The following is a 20,530-nucleotide window of genomic DNA, read 5'->3' as shown; positions in this document are numbered from 1 at the left end:
TAGTCTGCCCCCCACCAGTCCGAGTAGCCCTGTGCGCCTTGTCATCTGGGGGTCTCCATGCGCGCGTTCCTGTTCTCAACCGTCTTCGCCGCCGGCCTGATCGCCCTGCCCGCAGCAGCCCAGGACCATGCTGGTCACGCCGCGACCGAGGCTCCGCCTGCGGCCATGAACCACGGCGCCATGCCCATGCCGGGCGCGATGCCGGCCATCTATATGGGCCAGGCCGACAAGCCGGGCGCCCCGGTGTTCACAGGCCTCGGCGACCACCGCCACCCGATCTCGACCCGCAACGCCCAGGCCCAGAAGCTGTTCGACCAGGGGGTCAACCTGCTGTTCGGCTTCAACCACGCCGAGGCGATCCGCTCGTTCCGAGAGGCCGCGCGGCTCGATCCGGACTGCGCCATGTGCTGGTGGGGCGTGGCCTTCGCGCTCGGCCCCAACATCAACCTCCCGATGCAGGCAGACGCCGTCGCCCCCGCCTGGGAGGCGCTATCGCGCGCCAAGACCCTGCGCTCCAAGGCCTCCCCGCGGGAACAGGCCTGGATCGACGCGCTCGCCACCCGCTACGCCGCCGCTCCGCCCGCCGACCGCAAGCCGCTGGACCAGGCCTTCGCCAAGGCCATGGGCGACCTCGCCCGCGCCGACCCGTCCGACCTCGACGCGGCGACCTTCTACGCCGAGGCCATGATGGACACCCAGCCCTGGGACTACTGGGAGGCCGACGCCATCACCTCCAAGGGCCACGGCGCCGAGATCGTCCGCACGCTCGAGGCCGTGCTGGCCAAGGCCCCGAACCATCCAGGCGCCCTGCACCTCTATATCCACGCCGTGGAAGCCTCGACCACGCCCGAACGGGCCGAGGCCGCCGCCGACCGCCTGCTGCCGCTGATGCCCAAGGCGGGGCACATCGTGCACATGCCCAGCCACATCTTTTACCGGGTCGGCCGCTACGCCGACGCCGCCCGCGCCAACGAACTCGCCGCCCTGACGGACGAGGAATACATCGCTGCCTGCCGCGCCCAGGGCTTCTATCCGGCCGGCTATTACGGCCACAACATCCACTTCCTGTGGACCTCGGCGGAGATGGAAGGGCGGTCCAAGACCTCGCACGACGCCGCTCGGCGTCTGGTGAAAGCGGTCAAGGCGGAAGAGACCGCGGCGAACCTGCCGCTGGCCGAGCTGTTCGTCTTCACCCCGACCGTCAACCTGTTGCGGTTCGGCAAATGGGACGCGGTCCTGGCCGAGCCGCCGCCGCCGTCCGGCCTCAAGCTCGACACCGCCATCTGGCTCTACGCCCACGGGATCGCCGCGGCCAATAAGGGCGACCGGGCCACGGCGCTCGCCGACCGGGCCAAGCTCGAAGCCATCACCCGCGCCGACCTCTCGGCCTTCGACGCCTTCGCCATCCCCGCCAAGCCGATGACCGAACTGGCGCTCGCCCTGCTGGACGGGGAGATCGCCCGCAAGGACGGGGTGCTGGACGCCGCCATCGTGCGCTTCCGCGCCGCCTCCGACATCGAGCGCGCCCTGCCCTATACCGAGCCCGCCTACTGGCATTCCCCGGTCAGCCACTATCTGGGCGCGGCCCTGCTGGACGCCGGCCGGGCGCAGGAGGCCGAGGCGATCTATCGCGAGAGCCTGAAGCACTACCGCCGCGACGGCTGGGCGCTCTTCGGCCTGGCCCAGGCGCTGGATCGGCAGGGCAAGAAGGACGAGGCCGCCGCCACCCGCAAGGCCTTCGACGAGGCCTGGAAGATGGCCGACGTGAAGCTCACGGCCTCGCGGTTCTAGGCCTTGACCACCGGCGGGAAGCGGAAGCGACCGTCCAGCATCTCGGCGCGTGGCAGATAGGCGCGCAGGGTCATGGCGAACGGTCCCTGGGCCGGCGCCGGCAGCCAGTTGGCGCTCCGCTCTCCCCCCGGATCGGCGCGGCCGATCCAGATGTCCAGCGAACCGTCGGGCGCGCGCTTCAGGCCGCCGGTGCGGTCGCCGATGGCGTAGCGCTTGATCGGGTTCTGCGTCAGGAAGAACTGACCCTGGGGCGTGGCCTCGTACATGGTCAGCGACCAGAAGCCGTCCAGCGGCAGGTTGGCGGGCATGGTCAGCCGGTGCAGGCCATCGCCGGTGAACCGGCCGCCTCCGTCCTCGCCCTGGGCCCGCATGTACATGGCCTCGACCGGGGTCAGGGCCGCCAAGCCGCCGAGGGCCACCATGGCCCGGAAGAGATAGTCCTGGCCGAAGAGGCCCAGATTGGCGCGCGGATAGCTCCAGCCGTCGATGAAGGTCTGGCGGCCGGCGTTGCCGAAGATCATGGCCTTGGCCTCGGCGACCCCGGCCTCGATCTGGGCAAGCTCACCGGCGTTGAAGCGCTTGGGATCGAAGCCCGAGGCCGGACCGAGTCCCAGGGCCGCCACGCGGCGGAACAGGCCCAGGTCCTCGGGCCGCGGCGGATCGGAGGCCAGCAGCGCCTGGGCGCTGGCGAAATAGTCGCCGGCCGGGGCGTTGCGCGCGGCGACGGCCGGCGGCGCGGCTGTCGCCGGGCCCTTGAGGACGATCCCGTCCTGCACGGCATGGGCGGCGGCGAGGTCGGCCTCCCCGTCGACCAGGGTGCGGGCGAGCACCCAGGCATGGGGGGTGGCGACCCGCACCAGGTTCGGCCCCGACCCCGGCTGCTTCGGCCCGACCAAGGTGAAGGTCCCACCCTCGCCGCCCAGGGTGCGCGTCCCGAGGATGGCGTCGTTGTCGGTGTACATGTCCAGCACCGCCACCGAGAGGTAGCGCTTGCCCGAGGCCGGCAGGGTGAGTGTCGCCGGTCCCGCCGTCAGGTCCAGCCAGGCGCTGGAATAGAGGGTGTCGTTGTTGGGCGTGGTGATCGCCCGGCTGGCCGGGGTGGCCAGGTCGCGGCCATGGACGAAACGGTTGACCGCCGCCGGCTGGTCGCCCGGCCGGGCGCGCAGCATCCGCATCCGCGCCTGGCCCATCTCGATCAGCGGCAGGGCGAAGATCCAGGCCTCCCGCGCGGCGGCCTTGAGGTCGCCGTCCGCCGCCAGGGCCCGCGCGCCTGGAGCCATTCCCATGGCCGCCACCGCCGCCAGCAGATCCCGTCTGTTCATGATCCCCTCCCATCCCGCCCAGGGGCGATCTGGCGCCGACCCGGGGCGCCGTTCAAGCACCGCCTCAGTCCTTCCGCGCCGCCTTCTCGCGGGCCAGGCGTTCCAGCACCCTGCCCCGGCCTTGGGACAGGGCGGTCACCACCCCGCGGAAGGTGCGCACCTCCTGGTCGGAGAACCGCGCCCGCGCCAGGGCCGAGCGCAGGTTCTGGATCATGGAGGGCCGCTTCTCCGGCGGATGGAAGAAGCCGGCGTCGTCCAGCTCGCGCTCGAAGTGCTCGTAGAGGCCCAGCATGGCCGCGGCGTCGGCGGCGGCCGGCCCTTCGCGGAAGGCTGGCGGCGCCCCGGCCTCCGTGGTCATCCGCCACTCATAGGCGTTGATCGCCACGGCCTGGGCCAGGTTCAGCGAGCGGAACCGCGGATCGATGGGTAAGGTCACCACCGCCGAGCAGAGTGCGATGTCGGCGGTCTCCAGCCCCGCCCGCTCGCCGCCGAACAGCAGGCCCACCGCGTGGCCCTCCGCCACCTCGCCGGCCAGGTTGGCCGCGGCGTCGCGCGGGGTGAGGATCGGAAGCTGCAGCTCGCGGGGCCGGGCGGTGGTCGCATAGACCAGATGCAGGTCGGCGATGGCCGCCTCGACGCTCTCATAGATCCGCGCCGCGTTGAGCGGCCACTCGGCCCCGGAGGCCGCCGCCCAGGCATGTTCCTGGGGCCAGCCGTCGCGGGGATTGACCAGACGTAGGTCGGCCAGGCCGAAATTGGCCATCACCCTGGCCACCGCGCCGATGTTCTGGGCCAGTTGCGGCTTGTCGAGGATGATGCAGGGCGGGGCGGCGGTCGTCATGCGGCGTTTTCAATCCGATGCGGCGTTCGATGCAAGGGCGGAGGTGTCGGGAAACCCCGAGGTGACGTATTCGGGGTTTGCTGGGTGCAACCTGCTGGGGCATTGTCGCCTCGATCTCGGGAGGCGGCATGTCGGAGAGCCTGTCCCTATTGCTCGCCAGCGCCGTTGCGGTCGCCTTCCTGGCCGGCCTGTACGGCGAGCGCTGGCGCTACCGGTTCGGACGTCGCAGCTGGCGCAAGACTCCCGCCCGTAGGCAGCTCGCTCCCGTCCACTTGGTCGAGGCCACGCCGGCCGGCCCGGTCACGGATCCCACCGACCAGCTCCGCATTGTCATGGGCGCCCAGTTCGAACGCCGCCGCCTGCTCTCCAAGTCGGAAGCCCGGGTGTTTTACGCGGCCGAGAAGGCGGTCAGGGACCAAAAGCTGAACTGGCGGGTGATGGCCCAGGTGAGTCTCGGCGAAATTCTCGCCTCACCCGACGCCCGCGCCTACGGCGCCATCAACAGCAAACGTGTCGACGTACTTCTGATCTCGGCGGGCGGCGATCCACTCGCCGCCATCGAGTATCAGGGCGGCGGCCACTATCAGGGAACGGCGCCGGCCCGCGACGCCGTGAAGAAGGAAGCCCTGCGGCGAGCCGGCGTTCGCTACATAGAGATTACGCCCGATCACGACGCCGCCGACGTGGCGCGCGAGATCGGGCGCATCGCAGCCGCGGACGTACGTACGGCGTCTTCGCAAGGCTAGCGGCGCCGTCATGTCCCGTTCTGCACGTGGCAGGCTTTGCGTCCTGGCGCGGGCCTAGTATACGGCCCCCAACCCTGCCGTTACGCCCCCGGAGCGCTTCGCCCTCATGGCCAAGAAGATCAAAGTCGCCAACCCCGTCGTCGACCTCGACGGGGACGAGATGACCCGCATCATCTGGAAGTGGATCAAGGACAAGCTGATCTTCCCCTATCTCGATATCGAGCTCGACTATTACGATCTCGGGATGGAGCATCGCGACGCCACCGACGACAAGGTGACGATCGAGGCGGCCGAGGCGATCAAGCGCCACGGGGTCGGCGTCAAGTGCGCCACCATCACCCCCGACGAGGCCCGGGTCGAAGAATTCAAGCTCAAGAAGATGTGGAAGTCGCCCAACGGCACCATCCGCAACATCCTGGGCGGCGTCGTTTTCCGCGAGCCGATCATCTGCAAGAACGTGCCGCGCCTGATCCCAGGCTGGACCCAGCCGATCATCATTGGTCGCCACGCCTTCGGCGACCAGTACCGCGCCACCGACTTCCTGGTGCCCGGCCCCGGCACGATGACCATCAAGTGGGTCGGAGACGACGGCCAGACCATCGAGCATGAGGTGTTCAAGTACCCCGGCTCAGGCGTGGCCATGGCCATGTACAACCTCGACGACTCGATCCGCGAGTTCGCCCACGCCAGCTTCGCCTATGCGGTGAAGCGCAAGTACCCGCTGTACCTCTCGACCAAGAACACCATCCTCAAGGCCTATGACGGGCGCTTCAAAGACATCTTCGCCGAGGTCTTCAAGGAGTACGAAGCCCAGTTCAAGGAAGCCGGCATCGTCTACGAGCACCGCCTGATCGACGACATGGTGGCCTCGGCGCTGAAGTGGTCCGGCGGCTTCATCTGGGCCTGCAAGAACTATGATGGCGACGTGCAGTCCGACGAAGTGGCCCAGGGCTTCGGGTCGCTCGGCCTGATGACCTCGGTGCTGATCACCCCGGACGGCAAGACCATGGAGGCCGAGGCCGCCCACGGCACCGTCACCCGCCACTTCCGCCAGCACCAACGCGGCGAGAGCACCTCGACCAACTCCATCGCCTCGATCTTCGCCTGGACCCAGGGCCTGAAGCACCGGGCCAAGCTGGACGGCAATCCGGAACTCGACCACTTCGCCGACACCTTGGAGAAGGTCTGCGTTTCGACCGTCGAAAGCGGTTCGATGACCAAGGATCTGGCCCTGCTGGTCGGCGACACCCAGGGTTGGCTGACCACCGAGGGCTTCATCGACAAGGTCGCGGCCAACCTGGAGAAGGCCCTGGCCGAGTCGCCCGTCGCCTAGCCGCCCATGGACCCGCGCGAACCCTATGGCTGGAGCCTGGGACGCGCGGTGTTTCGGCTGGTCCTGGCGCTGATCGTGGGAACGGCGGTGGTCTTCGCGACCGCGCCGTTCTTCGCGTTCCGGGCCCTGAAAGCCGCCGCCCGCGACGGCGACGCCCACGCCCTGGCCGAACTGGTCGACTATCGCGCCGTCCGCGACGGCCTGCGACCTCAGGTGGCGGCAGGACCCATCGCCGCGTCCGCCCCGCCCGACATCTGGTCCGACCCCATCGGCGCCGTGCGCCGGGCCATCGAGCCCCTGACCCCCACCCCGTCGGCGGTCGAGCCCTATCTGGACACCCGGGGTCTCTACGACCTGACCCGCGGCTACGCGCCCGGCAACGCGCCCGCCGAAGCCAGGGGCGGCTTTCCGAGACTGCGATACTGGGGCCCCAACCGCGCGCGCTTCGCCATCGCCGCCCCCGGCGCGACCGCCCCCGTCATATTCAGCTTCCAGCGGCGCGACCTCTTCAGCTGGAAGCTGGTGCAGGTCCGCGTGCCGCCGCCGCCCTAGGCATCAATGTTCTTGCTTCGTTCACGTCACCGGGCTAGCTTGCCGCCACTGGCGAGGGAGCAAGACCAATGATCGGATATGTCACTATCGGGGCCCTGGACGTGGAGGCGGCGACGCCGTTCTACGACGCCGTGCTGGGCGCCATCGGCTATGAGCGCAAGTTCCTGGACGGCGGTTGGGCGGGCTACGGCCCCAAGGACGCCGACGCCAACACCTTCATCTGCCCGCCCTTCGACGGGAAGCCGGCGAGGAGCGGCAACGGGATCATGATCGCCTTCAAGGGGCCCGACGTCGGCTCGGTGGACGCCGCCTACGCCGCGGCGCTGGCCAATGGCGGGGCCGATGAAGGCGGGCCGGGGCCGCGACCGCCGGAGTCCACCAGCTTCTACGCGGCCTATATGCGCGACCCGACCGGCAATAAGTTCGCGGTGTTCGCCAAACCCTGAGGCCTGGCGGCGCTGGGCGGCGGACGACAAAAAAGGCCGGGGCGAACCCCGGCCTTTTCCGTATTCGAGATTGTGATCGCTTAGGCGAACACGGCGGTCTCGCGGCGACGGCGCAGGGCCGAGCCGGCTAGGCCGAAGCCCGCGATCATCATCGCCCAGGTGGCCGGCTCGGGCACGGCCGAAGGCAGCTGAACGAGGGTGAAGTCGGCCTTGATCTTGGCGCCCTTGGCGACGCCGGGGTTCAGATCGACCCAGCCGCCATTGAAGTCGGCGTCATCGAGATCGACCAGCAGCTTGCCGCCGTTGCCGAAGTCGAAGGTGTGGCTGCCGCCGTTGGCCCAGGTGACGATCCCCTTGTCGAAGATGCCGTAGAAATACTGGCCGACGGTCGTGCCGCCGACAGCGCCGCCGAAGACCTCGGGAACGGTGAAGGTGAAGCCCACCGAGATCGGCTTCGGGGCCAGGTCGTCGGGGTTCACGGAACCCTCGGTGGTGTAGAGCTTGAACAGGTTGATCGTGGCGGTCTCGCCGAGATCCAGCGCGAAGTTCAAGGTGGCGGCCATCTCCTGCGTCTGCAGCACCAGGCCCGGATCGGTCTGGTTGACGGTGACGCTATGGTCGCCCGAGAAGAAGATCGCGGCGTCGGCCGGCGCGGCGACGGCGGCAAGAGCTGCGGCGGCGGCCGCGGCGGTCAGAAACTTACGCATTCCAAAATACCCCCAAGGTCATATCTCCGCGACGGCGAACGTCACAGAACAGGCTTCATCGAGGCCGACCTAACCCCAATCAGAAGTTTAGTCTCCTAATTTCCCTTAACAGGCGAAAAACCCTTGTCGGGCAAGCGACATAGCTTGGCCACGAAGCAAATTTCGCCATCTATACGAGTGTAATTCCCGAATCAGCGTCCATTGGCTGCGGTGACGCCTGTTCCCGCGACGCCGGGCCCCATGCCGGCTTGACCCTCGGCCGCCACCCCAGCATCGTCGCGGCGTCCTTCTCTCCGGAGCCTGTCCATGCGCGCCGCCAGCCTCGCCTGCGCCCTTCTGCTGGTCAGTCCCGCCGCCGCCGGGACGTGCCGGACCTGGGGAGCAGCCGAGCCCTTCGGCGCCCTGGACACCAAGCGGGTCAATGAAGCGAGCGGCCTGGACGTTTCGGCTCGCTTCCGCGACCGCCTCTACCATAACAACGACAGCGGGGACGGCTTGCGGTTCTACGTCTCCGGCCTGAAGGGCGAAGCGACCCGCGCCGTCGATGTCGAGGGGCCGGATCCGCGCGACATCGAGGAGCTGTCGCTGGGCCCCTGCGGAGCCAAGACCTGCCTTTATCTCGGGGACATCGGCGACAATCCCGGCAAGCGCGACGGGGTGGTCTTCACCCTGGTGGTCGAGAAGAAGACGTTCAAGGACAAGGTGAAGCCGCTGCGGGCGGTCCGCGCCCGCTATCCCGACGGCCCACACAACGCCGAGGCCTTCGCCCTGCACCCGAACGGCGACCTCTTCCTGGTCACCAAGCCCGTCGACGCCAGGATGACGAAGCCGGGTCCGGCCCTGGTCTACCGCCTGACCGCCGCCCAGCTGCGCGACGGCCGGGACGTCCAGACCTTCGCCAAGGTCGGCGAGATCGACCTGCCGACGATCATGGCCGAGTTTCCCTTCCCCGGCTCCATCGCCACGGCCCTGGACATCTCGGCCGACGGCAAGCGGGCGCTGCTGCTGACCTATGTCGCCGCCCTGGTGCTGGACTTCGACCTGGCCGAGGGCCTGGACGGACCGCATCAGATCGTGCGCCTCGACACCATGCCCCAGCAGGAGGCCGCGGCTTGGCTGCCCGACGGCTCGGGCTTCCTCTACGACACCGAGCTGACCCGCAACGCCAAGGGCGCGCGGATCGACCGGGTGCTCTGCAAGGCGCCCTAGCCGCCCAGCAGGCCCTTGATCGCCGCCAGGCCCTCGGCCGCCTTGCCGCCGTCCGGGGCGCCGCCCTGGGCGAAGTCGGGCCGTCCGCCCGCACCCTGGCCGCCCATGGCCAGCACCGCAGCCTTGGTCAGGTCGACGGCGTTGAACTTCGAGCCCGCCTCGCCGGTCACCGCCACGGCCACGGCGCCCTTGCCCTCGGCCGAACCGATCAGGGCGATGACGCCGTTCGGAACCTGCTTGCGGAACGCCTCGACCATGGGCCGCAGGTCCTTGCCGCCGACACCCTCCATGACCCGGGCGATCACTTGGACGCCGCCGATCTCCTCGGGCCCCGCGGGCGCGCCGCCCGAGCCGCCGCCGCCCATGGCGAGCTGGCGCTTGGCCTCGGAGAGCTCCTTCTCCAGCTTGCGGCGCTGGGCGTCCAGCGCGTCGACCCGGGCCAGGACCTCGGAGACCGGGGTCTTGAACTGGTCGGCCAGCGCCTTGGCGACGCCGGCCTGCTCTACCAGCCAGCGGCGCGCCGCCTCGCCGGTCAGGGCCTCGATCCGTCGCACCCCGGCGGCCACGCCGCCCTCGCTGATGATCTTGAAGAGCGCGATGTCGCCGGTGCGCGCCACATGGGTCCCGCCGCACAGCTCCACCGAATAGTCGCCCTCGCCCTCCAGCGCATGACCAAGCGCCAGGACGCGGACCTTGTCGCCGTACTTCTCCCCGAACAGGGCCACGGCGCCGGCGGCGATCGCATCGTCGGGCGCCATCTCCTGGGTGACGGCGGGCAGGTTCTGGCGGATCACCGCGTTCACCTCGGCCTCGATCTTCTCGATTTCGACGGGGGTCACCGGGCCGCCATGGCTGAAGTCGAAGCGCATGCGCTCACCATCGACCATCTGGCCCTTCTGCGAGACATGCGGGCCCAGGACGTGATGCAGGGCCGCGTGCAGCAGGTGCGCCGCCGAGTGGTTCGAGCGGGTGGTGATGCGGATGTCCGGGTCCACCGCCAGCCGCGCCTCAGTCCCAGGCGCCAGCACGCCCTCGAGGATCTCCAGCTCGTGGACGAAGAGGTCGCCGGCCTGCTTCTGGGTGTCGAGCACCCGGGCCTTGCCGCCGGACCATTCGATCTCGCCGACATCGCCGGCCTGGCCGCCGCTCTCGGCGTAGAAGGGGGTGCGGTCGAACACCGCCAGCACGGTCTGACCGGGCTCCGCGTCTGGGACTTCGATCCCGGACGCCACCAGGGCCAGCAGCTTGCCGGTGGCCTCGGTGGTTTCGTAGCCGAGGAACTCGGTGGCGCCGAGGCGCTCGCGGATGGCGAACCATTCGGCGCCCTGGCTGGACTGGCCCGAGCCGGTCCAGGCCTCGCGGGCCTGATCCTTCTGGCGCTTCATGGCCGCGTCGAAGCCGTCCAGGTCGACGGTCAGGCCCTTGGCGCGCACGGCGTCCTGAGTGAGGTCGAGGGGGAAGCCGTAGGTGTCGTAGAGCTTGAAGGCGGTCTCGCCCGACAGCACGCCGCCTTCAGTCATCTTGGCGGTGGCCTCGTCCAGCAGGGTCATGCCGCGGCCGAGCGTGCGGCGGAAGCGTTCCTCCTCCTGGCGCAGGGTCTCGACGATCACCGGCTCGGCGCGGCGCAGCTCAGGATAGGCCCCGCCCATCTCAGCCACCAGGACCGGCGCCAGGCGGTGCATCAGCGGTTCTTCCGCGCCCAGCAGGTGGGCGTGGCGCATGGCCCGGCGCATGATCCGACGCAGGACGTAGCCGCGGCCCTCGTTGGAGGGCGAGACCCCGTCGGCGATCAGGAAGCTGACCGAGCGCAGGTGGTCGGCGATCACCCGGTGCGAGGGCCCGTTGGAGCCGCCGGCCACCAGTTCCTTCGACGCCGCGATCAGGGTGCGGAAGAGGTCGATGTCGTAGTTGTCGTGCACGCCCTGCAGCACCGCGGCGATGCGCTCCAGGCCCATGCCGGTGTCGATCTGCGGCTTGGGCAGGTCGCGGCGGGTCCCGTCGGCGAACTGCTCGAACTGCATGAAGACCAGGTTCCAGATCTCCACGAACCGGTCGCCGTCCTCGTCCGGGCTGCCGGGCGGGCCGCCGGGGATGTGGGCGCCGTGGTCGTAGAAGATCTCCGAGCACGGACCGCAGGGGCCGGTGTCGCCCATCGACCAGAAATTGTCGCTGGTGGCGATGCGGATGATCTTCTCGTCGGGCAGGCCCGCGATCTTCTTCCAGAGCTCGGCCGCCTCATCGTCGGTATGGTAGACGGTGACGCAGAGCTTCTCGGCCGGGAGGCCCATCTCCTTGGTCAGCAGGGTCCAGGCGTGCTCGATGGCGCCGGCCTTGAAGTAGTCGCCGAACGAGAAGTTCCCCAGCATCTCGAAGAAGGTGTGGTGACGGGCCGTGTAGCCGACATTGTCCAGGTCGTTGTGCTTGCCCCCGGCGCGCACCGACTTCTGCGACGAGGCCGCGCGCGGGGCCGGCGGGGTCTCCGCGCCCGTGAAGTAGTTCTTGAACGGCACCATGCCGGCGTTGACGAACAGCAGGGTCGGGTCGTTCTGCGGCACGAGCGGAGCCGACGGAATGATCAGGTGATCATTCTTCTCGAAATAGCCCAGGAACTGGCTGCGGATCTCGTTGAGGCTCGGCATGGCTTTAGACACTTGATCAAGTCGTACTGGGAAGGGGGTCGTTCCCCGCCCCTAGATGGAACCGGCGACCGTTTACGCAAACTTCGCTGCGCCGCAAAGGAAAAGGACGCCCAGGCGAGACTCGCCTGAACGTCCTTACGCTTGCGGGGCGGCCGCGCGGGGTCGGGCTCCTAGGCGCCCGAGCGTCGGGTTGGCGGACCCAGGCTCTTTACGGAGCCCAAGCGGCCGTCCGCGCGGCGATCCTATTCGTCGTCGGCGCCGTCTTCGTCGCCGGTCGGGCCGACCAGCAGCTCTTCCTCGATGACTTCCTTGGCGCCGCGGACCTGCTTCTCGATCTGGGCGGCGATGTCGGGATTGTTCTTGAGGAACTCGCGGGCGTTATCGCGGCCCTGGCCGATGCGCTGGCTGTTCCAGGAGAACCAGGAGCCGGACTTCTCGATGACGTTGGCTTTCACCCCAAGGTCGATGATCTCGCCCAGCTTGGAGATGCCCTCGCCATACATGATGTCGAACTCGACCTCGCGGAACGGCGGGGCCACCTTGTTCTTCACCACCTTGACGCGGACATTGTTGCCGACGATCTCGTCGCGCACCTTGACCGAGCCGGTGCGGCGGATGTCCAGGCGCACCGAGGCGTAGAACTTCAGCGCGTTGCCGCCGGTGGTGGTCTCCGGCGAGCCGTACATGACGCCGATCTTCATGCGGATCTGGTTGATGAAGATCACCAGGGTGCCGGCCTTGGAGATCGAGGCGGTGAGCTTGCGCAGGGCCTGGCTCATCAGCCGGGCCTGCAGGCCGGGCAGGCTGTCGCCCATCTCGCCTTCGATTTCCGCCCGCGGCGTCAGGGCCGCCACGGAGTCGATGACGATGATGTCGACGGCGCCGGAGCGCACCAGGGTGTCGGTGATCTCGAGCGCCTGCTCGCCGGTGTCGGGCTGGGAGACCAGCAGGTCGTCCAGGTTGACGCCCAGCTTGCGGGCATAGGCGGGGTCGAGCGCATGCTCGGCGTCCACGAAGGCCGCGGTGCCGCCGTTCTTCTGGACCTCGGCCACCACGTGGAGGGCCAGGGTGGTCTTGCCGGAGCTTTCCGGGCCGTAGATCTCAACCACGCGGCCCTTGGGCAGGCCGCCGATGCCCAGCGCGATGTCCAGGCCCAGGGAGCCGGTGGACACCGCCTCGACCTCGATCTGGCTCTTGGAGCCAAGCTTCATCACCGAGCCCTTACCGAAGGCCCGGTCGATCTGCGCCAACGCCGCTTCCAGCGCGCGCGCCTTATCGCCTTCGTCTCTGCCCACGAGTTTCAACGCCGATTGCCCAGTCACCTTGGACGCTCCTTGTTTCATGATTCCGTCAACCCAACCCGACCGGCCCAACAATTCGCAACCCGTCGTCGGAACAAGACGTACGTGGTTTGTTCTGGGTTCACAAGATGTTCTTTTTGGCGCGGCGGCGGGGGTACGTCCGGTTTTGACGTGGACCATCTCGGTATGACCGAACGCAAGGCCGGCTGGGATTGGATATAGCGCCGCGCCGCTGACACGGGCGACAGAGCCTGACCCGCTCTCGTTGAGGCTTGAGATCGGCTAAGCGGCGTTGGGTTTGAACGCGCCGACCGAGGCGGTCAAACCTTCGCAATACTCCGCCCGCAAATCGTCGTCGCTCATGGCGTTAAGCGTCGCGAAGTTTGGCCACCCGGCAATCCGCTGCAAAAGCTTCTCGCGGGTCCAACTTTTATGGGCTCGCATGAAGAACTCGAACAATTCGTAGGGTGTCTTCGCCGGCTTGGAGACCGGAACGACTCGGCCGAAATACGCGTCCGGATGGGCCAAATAGTCTGCCAGTTCAGCAGCCGACATCGTTTGCACGAGGATTTGGCTACCTTGTTGTGGCGTCGTAATCGCCACGTATGCCGCTTTCTCAGCCTCGATGACGGCCACGCTTGTCACCGTGCCCAGCGTGCCTTTATCGCCCACATCATCGAAAAAGTAAGTTTCGCCGATCTGGACGCGTGACGATTGCCGCCCGAAAGCCTCCGACGGCAATGAGCCGTCAAAGGTAGAGGGTAGCTTGAGATAGCTAGAAAAGGCGTCGGCGATACGCAATGCGTCCGCATGCTTTTGCTCTTGGCGGTATCGCTCGGAGTGGCGGAAATATCCCGGCCTGTTGAAGTCCGGCATACCTAACCCGAATGGGGCGACAGCGAGGTTCGCCGTTCCGTCCAGTGACCGGTGAAACGGCAAGTTGGTGATAAACACGTAGGCGGTCACGCCCTCAGCCAGAGTGTCGACCTCATACCGCTCCAGCCGATCCGTGGCGAGCTTCATGAATGGAGGACGATGGTCCTCGTCGACCATCACATCCATCTCCGTATTGAGGTCAATGAAGATCAGCCGGTCGTCGTCAGCCGCAGGCTTAGCGAGCGCTCCGTTCAGATGCTGGATCATGTGGGAAGTAGGTTTGGGATTGGCGGTTCCGTCTCGCTCCGTGCGCCCGAGCAGCCCGCGAACCGCGCGCATCTTCGCCTCGACCCAGTATTTTTTGCCTGACTGCTTCGACACCGCAGCGAACTCGCAATGCTTCGCCCTGGGGTCAGTTTCGTCTTCGAGCGTCAACTCGAAGCCCGCCCTAATGAGCGCGCTTGCGACAATGAGTTCGTAATAGGCCCCCTGAAAGTTGCCGGGATCCTTGAGCCTTCGAACTAGGCGCTCTTGCAGCTCGACATTATGGTCGATGAGATAAAGGGCGTAGGCGAGCCCCAAATAGCACGCGACGACGCCGGTGGTGTCGAACTGGGTCACCTCGCCAGGTGTCTTAATGTGCGCCTGCTGGTAGCGGCAGTAGGCATCATACCACTGCATGATGACGTGCCGATCGTTCAGAGGCTTGGCAATTTCAGCATTGCCCCAGTCCGACCCGAGAACCTCCTTGATATAGTCTCCTAGAAAGTCTGGAAATGTCTTCCAGGTCTTGGAGGCGTAGAGCTTGTTGCGAACTGCGACGAACTGATGATCGTCGAGCTTACCCGAGATGATGGGACGACCGAGCCCCTGCTGCTGTTCGCGAACTCGCTGCTCTGCCTGATGTCGCGCCACGTGGTGCGCCAGATCGAACGCTGGCACCGGCGCCTCCGGCGTCTCCATGAGGCGGCCGTGACACTTCTTGTATTTCTGACCACTTCCGCACGGACACGGCTGATTGCGTCCGACCTTCATAGGCACCGCCACGCTATGCATTTGGCGATTACATAAGGTTGTGAAAGGCGGATTTCCACGTCCGAGAAATTCGGAAGAACTCGGGTCGGCAAGCGCACGGGACGCCCCACCGGGACGGGCGACCTTCGTCGCGGATCTGGAACAGCGGTTGGGCCGGCCCCTTGCCCCGCTGAGTGGAGGAGCCAAGCCGAAGCCCCGTGGCGGCAATTTGGTATAGTGCCCTCGGAATACCGCTGTCCGCACTTAACTGCGAGCGACCCGATCGAGCGCAGATACTTTGGCGACACGCCGCAGCAATTGTTGACCAAAGTCGGTGCGTATCCGAACTTCGATCGTTGCCTCGACAGGAGAACGCCTTGCAGGTGGTTCGTAACTTACAATCCCGCCGTATTCATTGTCATCTCCGCTAGCAATTCTCTCCAGCGCAAATGTAGCTGTTCGATTGTGTACTATACCGTTCGGCCAAACGGTGATCTTCGCCTCCGAGTCATCTATGAAATGCATCATGCAGGTTAGTCCGACGTGATGATCAATCGGAAAATAGCGAACTTGGATCAGTATTCCGCCTTCAAAACGCTCACTTGTCCGCAATTTTAGCCGACGCTCATGCTCCTGACGCTCAGTTGTGCGCCGCTCAAAATACGGCACCAAGACTGCAAACACGCCAGAAGCTAGAATTGCGACACCGCTCAAGATCGCTTGAGCCCATGCCGCGCTGGTAGCGCCATCGGTCGTAGTCATGCTTCCTCGCCGCGAGGCTGAATTTTGCGGTCACTATACTTCAATTGACCCGCGCGCGGCGGTCTGACGCTTCCTAAGAGGGATCGCCTCGATTGAGGCGTTCCCGCGCCTGATCGGCGATCCGCGCAGACTCGAACGATAGGAACGAGGCTCGATGGTTCGTGCCTCGCGCGAATGCGCGGAGCAGGGTGTAAGTTTTCGGCATTGCGCCGAAAAAGTCGTTCTCGAACCAGTCTCTACGCATGACCCCGGCCGCGAGATCGGCGACTTGTAGCAACCGCGTAGCGCGGCGATTGCTGAAGGTCAGCGCGACGAGTTTGCCGTCTTCCTTGAAACGATCAAACAGCGCCTGAACGAAGTCATGCGTCGGCACATCGTCGTCCATGACAACCGCAACCGGGCCGGGAGGATGGACGACGCTCAGGCTGACCTCTTGGCTCAGGGTATCAAACAGCATGTGAGCGCAGGAGTGATATGGCGTCCCGTAAGCTTCGGCATACAGGGGCCTAGAGGCCCAGAACGCGTCTTCAATGCCCGCGCTGACACCAGTAAGCTTCGCATCGACAACGATCCTAGCGAAGTTCAGCGCGCATAAATCCGCTTTCGTGTGCCCCATAACGTGCGGCAACTCGCAGAGGTGGAAGTCGTCCAGTTCCCAATATGCGAGGGCGGCAGTCCACTTTTTCTCGACCTCCAGCCACTGGTCTGCGCTGGCGACATAGCCCGCTATCGCGGTCACGCCGCTGGGCTTCGTCATCGAGGCGTCGAAGTAGGCGCGGAGCACGGCGAAAACCTTTGGGCGATGCCGGCTGTGCCCAGCATCTGCACAATCTCTGCAATACCGGGAGCAGCATGCATAGCCCATCGAACCAGGGCCGAGCGTAATGGGCTTGGCCCAGGCCGGGATCGGGGAATTTCGGGGACACCATACTAAATTGACTCCCCGCCCTCCCGCCGCACCAAACTCCCCCAATGGCAAGGCTTGCTCGAGTCGTCGCGCCCGAAGTGGCGCATCACGTGACGCAGCGGGGCAACCGCCGCCAGACGACCTTCTTCTCCGACGCGGACTACGCGGTCTATCGCGACCTGCTGGCGGAGGGCTGCCGCGCGGCGGGGGTGGAGGTGTGGGGCTATTGCCTGATGCCCAACCACGTCCACCTGATCCTGGTCCCCTCCAGCGAGGACGGCCTGCGCGCGGCGTTGTCGGAGACGCATCGGCGCTACTCGCGGCGGGTCAATGAGCGCGAGGGCTGGACGGGCTATCTGTGGCAGGGGCGGTTCGCCTCGGTCCCCATGGACGGGGCGCACCTGCTGGCCTGCGCGCGGTATGTGGAGCTCAATCCCGTGCGGGCGAATCTGGTGAACGCGGCGGCCGACTGGCCCTGGTCTAGCGCTCAGGCGCACTTGGCGGGGCGCAACGACAGTCTGGTGGCGACGGCCCCGCTGCTGGGCATGGCGCCGGACTGGACGGAATTCCTGGACGCGGGCTTGAGCGAGGCCGAACACCGGGCGCTTCAGGGGGGCGAGCGCACCGGGCGGCCGCTGGGGTCGGCGGACTTCACGGCTGACCTGGAGCGCCGGCTGGGCCGAGCCCTGGCGCCTCAGAAGCGGGGGCGGAAGCCGAGCGCCGAGAAATTAGTATAGTGTCCCCGAATTAACCGGCTGCGCCGCCGCTAACCAGATAGGGCTATCGACCCCTCATCCGACCCCGCTCTCGCGGGGCCACCTTCTCCCGCAAGGGGCGAAGGACCTCACGCGCCGACTTCGGGCGCCGGGGCGTCCCGGCGGAACTCGATGAGGTCGCCGGGCTGGCAGTCAAGTACGTCGCAGATCGCCTCCAGGGTCTCGAACCGGACCCCCTTGGCCTTGCCGGTCTTGAGGATCGAGAGGTTGGCCAGGGTGATGCCGACCTTGCCCGCGAGTTCGGTCAGCGTCATGCGCCGGGCGTGCAGCATGTCGTCGATCTTGATGAGGATGGGCATCAGATCATCGCCCGCAGGTCGTCGCGCTGGCGCGCGCCCTGCTCGAACACGCTGGCCAGGACGAAGGTCAGCAGGACGGCGAGCCATCCCGCCAGGGAGAAGTCCCACTCCATCGGCACGTGGGCGGCCTGGACCTGATGCACCAGGACGCCCAGGCCGACGTGGAGCACCTCGATCATCAGCAGGCACCAGGCGACCACGCGCAGGCGGGCGGCGTTCTCGGGCACGAAGGGATCACCCCCGCGGACCGTCGCCGTGATGTCCAGGAGGCGGGAGAGCAGCACGTGCACCAGGGCCAGCATCGGCGCGCCGACCAGCACCATGCCGCGGAGCGCCGGCAGCAGGCGACCGACGTCGGCCTCGGGCATATGGGTCCGGTAGTAGCCGGTGAAGGCGTCTTCGTAGAAGAAGCTGGCGGCCAGCAGGGCGAAGAACCCCGCGGCGGCGATGATGTTCAGCGCGCGGCAGAACTGAAGCAGCGCGCGGGACAGGCCGAGCGTGGCGGTGGAGACGTCTGACATCGGGCGACCCTTTTCGAATTATCGTCCCACGATATGTCATTTATCGTATCGCGGCAATATATTTGTTGCAGAACGATATGACGCGGGAATTTCGGAGACGCGGGGAAACGCGTATAGTGTCCCCGAAACAGGAGCCCCCATGAGCCGCATCTTCGGCGCCGTCTGTCAGAACGGCTATGTCGTCCGCGATATCCGCGCGGCGATGGACCACTGGATCAAGGTCATGGGGGTGGGGCCGTGGTTCTTCATCGAAGAGGTGAAGACTGACTATTTCCGCCACCGGGGGGCGGCGTCCGACGTCAGGATGAGCATCGCCCTGGCCAATTCCGGGGACCTGCAGATCGAGCTGATCCAGCAGACCAACGACGCGCCCTCGATGTACAGGGAGTTCCTGGACGCCGGCCATGAGGGGCTGCAGCACATGTCCTATTGGACCCGCGACTATCAGGGGCTCTACGACCGGGCGCTGGAGCTGGGCTACCGGGTGGGGCACGAGGGCCAGATCGGCGGGGAGCTGGGGCGGTTCGCCTATTTCGACACGCAGGGCCATCCCGGCACGGTGGTCGAGATCTCCGACATCAGCGGGAACAAGGGCCGGTTCTTCGAGCACATCAAGCGCGCGGCGGCGGACTGGGACGGCGCCGAGCCGATTAGGCCGGTGCGGTAGGGGTCTGGAGGCCGGCGGAGGCCCGCGGCGGGGAAATTAGTATAGTGTCCCCGAATTGATGGTCATCATGCGCGCGTTCCGGAGCGGAGCAGATTTATGGCGATCCTCGAAACTTCAGGCAGGCGGGACCAGCCGGGGTTCTTCATCACGTTCGGGTCGTTCAGCCACGGAAGTCTCTGTTCGATCTGTCGCGTGATCGGTGTGTTTTCCGGAACGACGTCCAGGCGCACGCGCCGCAGGGCGTAGCCGGCCCCAAAGACCTCGGCGATCTCATCGATATGAATTCCTATCTCGCGCTCGCCCGCTCCGTCGGCGACCCTGCCTATGGCCCTGCCGTAGACGACCCGCGCCGAGGCGGGATCGGCCGGCCGCTCGAACGTGGCCAGGGACGGGATCTGTTCGACCGCCAGGTCGGCGCCGCCTTGCAGCTTTTTGCCCGAGGCCTGCAGCTTCCGCATCTGCCGGGGGCCTGACGTGTCGGGGAAGAAGACGTCGGCGGGCATAAACCGCTGATCGTAGGCGCCGCTGAGCAGCAGGGGGTGCCCGAGGACCGCGATCATGTGCCGTCCGTCGCCCAGGTCGACGAACACCGCCTCCCCGTCCAGATCCACATCGGCCTGCTGGCCGCCGCCATTGAAGTTATGGGAAACGCCGTAGCGCACCTGCATGACGCTGGAGCCGACGCGAACGCCGCGCGGGGTGTCGATCTCGACCGTCAGGCGGAAGCGATAGAGGCCGATGGTCTCGCCGCACCCGGCCAGGCCCAGCATCGCCAAGCCCGTGGAGAGCCAGAGCAGACCGCGACGCGACATCATCGGGACGGCCCTCGGAGCCGTCGACGCCTAGGCCCAACCGTGTTCACCACGCCCACCGTAAACCTGCCCACCCCGACGCGCGCACGCCAACCGTCCTCGCGGATTTCTATAGGTTGAGCGCCTTGCCACTCACAAGCTATCCAGAATTTCGGGAGAATTTCGGGGACACTATACTAATTTGACTCCCCTACCCCACCAGACCAGGCTCCGCCCATGGCAAGGCTTGCTCGAGTCGTCGCGCCCGGCGTGGCGCATCACGTGACGCAGCGGGGCAACCGCCGCCAGACGACCTTCTTCTCCGACGCCGACTACGCGGTCTATCGCGACCTGCTGGCGGAGGGTTGCCGCGCGGCGGGGGTGGAGGTGTGGGGCTACTGCCTGATGTCCAACCACGTCCACCTGATCCTGGTCCCCGCCAGCGAGGACGGCCTGCGCGCGGCGCTGTCGGAGACGCATCGGCGCTATTCGCGGCGAGTCAATGAGCGCGAGGGCTGGACGGGCTATCTGTGGCAGGGGCGGTTCGCCTCGGTCCCCATGGACGGGGCGCACCTGCTGGCCTGCGCGCGGTATGTGGAGCTCAATCCCGTGCGGGCGGGGCTGGCGGGCGCGGCGGCGGACTGGCCGTGGTCGAGCGCCCGGGCGCACCTGGCGGGGCGAGACGACGGGCTGGTGGCGACGGCGCCGCTGCTGGGCATGGCGCCGGACTGGTGCGAGTTCCTGGGCGCGGGCTTGAGCGAGGTCGAGCATCGGGCCATCCAGCGCGGCGAGCGTACCGGCCGGCCGCTGGGCTCGGCCGAGTTCACGGCGGATCTGGAGCATCGGCTAGGCCGACCCCTGGCGCCTCGGAAGCGCGGGCGGAAGCCGGCGGCCGCGAAATTAGTATAGTGTCCCCGAATTAGTCGAATTGGTCCCGCCGGTGGCCGCTGGAAGGCCCTGGCCGACTTCGCCCCGCGACCTGGAATTGGCGCCGCGCAACTTGGCGTAGGGCGTTGCGCGGTAAGGCCTG

20 protein-coding genes and 1 pseudogene are annotated in these 20,530 nt (G+C 67.0%); 9 read left to right on the top strand and 12 right to left on the bottom strand.

Annotated features, from left to right (window positions below; all coding sequences use genetic code 11):
• Positions 1 to 57 precede the first annotated feature (57 nt).
• Positions 58 to 1,791, top strand: a complete 1,734-nt coding sequence (locus V6M51_RS15485; protein WP_332768577.1) for a tetratricopeptide repeat protein — start codon at positions 58 to 60, stop codon at positions 1,789 to 1,791.
• On the opposite strand, the gene V6M51_RS15480 is transcribed toward V6M51_RS15485, so the two are convergent.
• Together V6M51_RS15480 and V6M51_RS15475 are read right to left on the bottom strand one after the other, a co-directional pair.
• Entirely contained in the window at positions 1,788 to 3,113 is a 1,326-nt protein-coding gene (locus V6M51_RS15480; RefSeq protein ID WP_332768575.1) for a DUF1254 domain-containing protein, read from the bottom strand. The two genes, V6M51_RS15485 and V6M51_RS15480, sit on opposite strands and share 4 nt — an antisense overlap.
• Positions 3,114 to 3,177: 64 nt before the next feature.
• Positions 3,178 to 3,954, bottom strand: coding sequence for an RNA methyltransferase (locus V6M51_RS15475; RefSeq protein ID WP_332768573.1), 777 nt, complete (start codon positions 3,952 to 3,954; stop codon positions 3,178 to 3,180).
• Between the two features lie 128 nt (positions 3,955 to 4,082).
• Here V6M51_RS15475 and V6M51_RS15470 point away from each other — a divergent pair, with 128 nt between their 5' ends.
• The 4 genes from V6M51_RS15470 (at position 4,083) to V6M51_RS15455 (ending at position 7,031) form a co-directional block, all read left to right on the top strand.
• The gene (locus V6M51_RS15470) at positions 4,083 to 4,700 is read left to right on the top strand and encodes a DUF2726 domain-containing protein (protein WP_332768571.1); all 618 of its coding nucleotides are present in this window, start codon (positions 4,083 to 4,085) and stop codon (positions 4,698 to 4,700) included.
• A gap of 106 nt (positions 4,701 to 4,806) precedes the next feature.
• Positions 4,807 to 6,033 carry an NADP-dependent isocitrate dehydrogenase gene (locus V6M51_RS15465; RefSeq protein ID WP_332768569.1) on the top strand — a complete coding sequence of 409 codons (1,227 nt, stop codon included), beginning with the start codon at positions 4,807 to 4,809 and terminating at the stop codon, positions 6,031 to 6,033.
• Positions 6,034 to 6,039: 6 nt separating this feature from the next.
• Positions 6,040 to 6,585 carry a DUF2939 domain-containing protein gene (locus V6M51_RS15460; protein WP_332768567.1) on the top strand — a complete coding sequence of 182 codons (546 nt, stop codon included), beginning with the start codon at positions 6,040 to 6,042 and terminating at the stop codon, positions 6,583 to 6,585.
• 68 nt (positions 6,586 to 6,653) lie between these two features.
• Positions 6,654 to 7,031, top strand: coding sequence for a VOC family protein (locus V6M51_RS15455; RefSeq protein WP_332768565.1), 378 nt, complete (start codon positions 6,654 to 6,656; stop codon positions 7,029 to 7,031).
• Positions 7,032 to 7,111: 80 nt separating this feature from the next.
• Here V6M51_RS15455 and V6M51_RS15450 read toward each other — a convergent pair whose 3' ends face one another.
• Positions 7,112 to 7,738: a PEPxxWA-CTERM sorting domain-containing protein gene (locus V6M51_RS15450; RefSeq protein WP_332768564.1), complete on the bottom strand. Its 627-nt coding sequence runs from the start codon at positions 7,736 to 7,738 to the stop codon at positions 7,112 to 7,114.
• A gap of 306 nt (positions 7,739 to 8,044) precedes the next feature.
• Between V6M51_RS15450 and V6M51_RS15445 the strand changes: the two genes are divergently transcribed.
• Complete coding sequence (locus tag V6M51_RS15445; protein WP_332768562.1) at positions 8,045 to 8,947, top strand: hypothetical protein; 903 nt, start codon at positions 8,045 to 8,047, stop codon at positions 8,945 to 8,947.
• On the opposite strand, the gene alaS is transcribed toward V6M51_RS15445, so the two are convergent.
• The 6 genes and pseudogenes from alaS to V6M51_RS15420 all read right to left on the bottom strand — a co-directional run bounded on the left by alaS (position 8,944) and on the right by V6M51_RS15420 (position 16,323).
• On the bottom strand, positions 8,944 to 11,586 hold the full coding sequence (alaS, locus tag V6M51_RS15440) for an alanine--tRNA ligase (RefSeq protein ID WP_332768561.1): 2,643 nt from the start codon (positions 11,584 to 11,586) through the stop codon (positions 8,944 to 8,946). The genes V6M51_RS15445 and alaS overlap by 4 nt on opposite strands.
• Before the next feature lie 242 nt (positions 11,587 to 11,828).
• Entirely contained in the window at positions 11,829 to 12,908 is a 1,080-nt protein-coding gene (gene recA / locus V6M51_RS15435; protein ID WP_332768559.1) for a recombinase RecA, read from the bottom strand.
• A 261-nt stretch (positions 12,909 to 13,169) separates the two neighbouring features.
• Complete coding sequence (locus V6M51_RS15430; RefSeq protein ID WP_332768557.1) at positions 13,170 to 14,726, bottom strand: hypothetical protein; 1,557 nt, start codon at positions 14,724 to 14,726, stop codon at positions 13,170 to 13,172.
• A gap of 3 nt (positions 14,727 to 14,729) precedes the next feature.
• Positions 14,730 to 14,798: pseudogene (locus V6M51_RS23905) on the bottom strand (SEC-C metal-binding domain-containing protein); the annotation flags it as partial.
• 243 nt (positions 14,799 to 15,041) lie between these two features.
• Positions 15,042 to 15,539 carry a hypothetical protein gene (locus V6M51_RS15425; RefSeq protein WP_332768556.1) on the bottom strand — a complete coding sequence of 166 codons (498 nt, stop codon included), beginning with the start codon at positions 15,537 to 15,539 and terminating at the stop codon, positions 15,042 to 15,044.
• Positions 15,540 to 15,612: 73 nt separating this feature from the next.
• Positions 15,613 to 16,323, bottom strand: coding sequence for a hypothetical protein (locus tag V6M51_RS15420; protein ID WP_332768554.1), 711 nt, complete (start codon positions 16,321 to 16,323; stop codon positions 15,613 to 15,615).
• A gap of 233 nt (positions 16,324 to 16,556) precedes the next feature.
• On the opposite strand from V6M51_RS15420, the gene V6M51_RS15415 reads away from it, so the two are divergent.
• Complete coding sequence (locus tag V6M51_RS15415; protein WP_332768552.1) at positions 16,557 to 17,183, top strand: transposase; 627 nt, start codon at positions 16,557 to 16,559, stop codon at positions 17,181 to 17,183.
• Between the two features lie 107 nt (positions 17,184 to 17,290).
• On the opposite strand, the gene V6M51_RS15410 is transcribed toward V6M51_RS15415, so the two are convergent.
• Positions 17,291 to 17,521: a helix-turn-helix domain-containing protein gene (locus V6M51_RS15410; protein ID WP_332768550.1), complete on the bottom strand. Its 231-nt coding sequence runs from the start codon at positions 17,519 to 17,521 to the stop codon at positions 17,291 to 17,293.
• Entirely contained in the window at positions 17,521 to 18,042 is a 522-nt protein-coding gene (locus V6M51_RS15405; RefSeq protein WP_332768548.1) for a DUF2975 domain-containing protein, read from the bottom strand. The genes V6M51_RS15410 and V6M51_RS15405 overlap by 1 nt, the downstream gene beginning before the upstream one ends.
• A gap of 139 nt (positions 18,043 to 18,181) precedes the next feature.
• Here V6M51_RS15405 and V6M51_RS15400 point away from each other — a divergent pair, with 139 nt between their 5' ends.
• Positions 18,182 to 18,709: a VOC family protein gene (locus V6M51_RS15400; protein WP_332768546.1), complete on the top strand. Its 528-nt coding sequence runs from the start codon at positions 18,182 to 18,184 to the stop codon at positions 18,707 to 18,709.
• Between the two features lie 65 nt (positions 18,710 to 18,774).
• On the opposite strand, the gene V6M51_RS15395 is transcribed toward V6M51_RS15400, so the two are convergent.
• A complete protein-coding gene (locus V6M51_RS15395; RefSeq protein ID WP_332768544.1) occupies positions 18,775 to 19,521 on the bottom strand; it encodes a hypothetical protein in 747 nt (248 codons plus the stop codon).
• Between the two features lie 261 nt (positions 19,522 to 19,782).
• Here V6M51_RS15395 and V6M51_RS15390 point away from each other — a divergent pair, with 261 nt between their 5' ends.
• On the top strand, positions 19,783 to 20,409 hold the full coding sequence (locus V6M51_RS15390; protein WP_332768542.1) for a transposase: 627 nt from the start codon (positions 19,783 to 19,785) through the stop codon (positions 20,407 to 20,409).
• The last annotated feature ends 121 nt before the right edge of the window (positions 20,410 to 20,530 follow it).

The organism is Phenylobacterium sp. (assembly GCF_036677185.1).
GTDB lineage: Bacteria > Pseudomonadota > Alphaproteobacteria > Caulobacterales > Caulobacteraceae > Phenylobacterium.
Note: the sequence above shows the minus strand (reverse complement) of the source record. Positions and strands in the feature narration are given on the sequence as shown.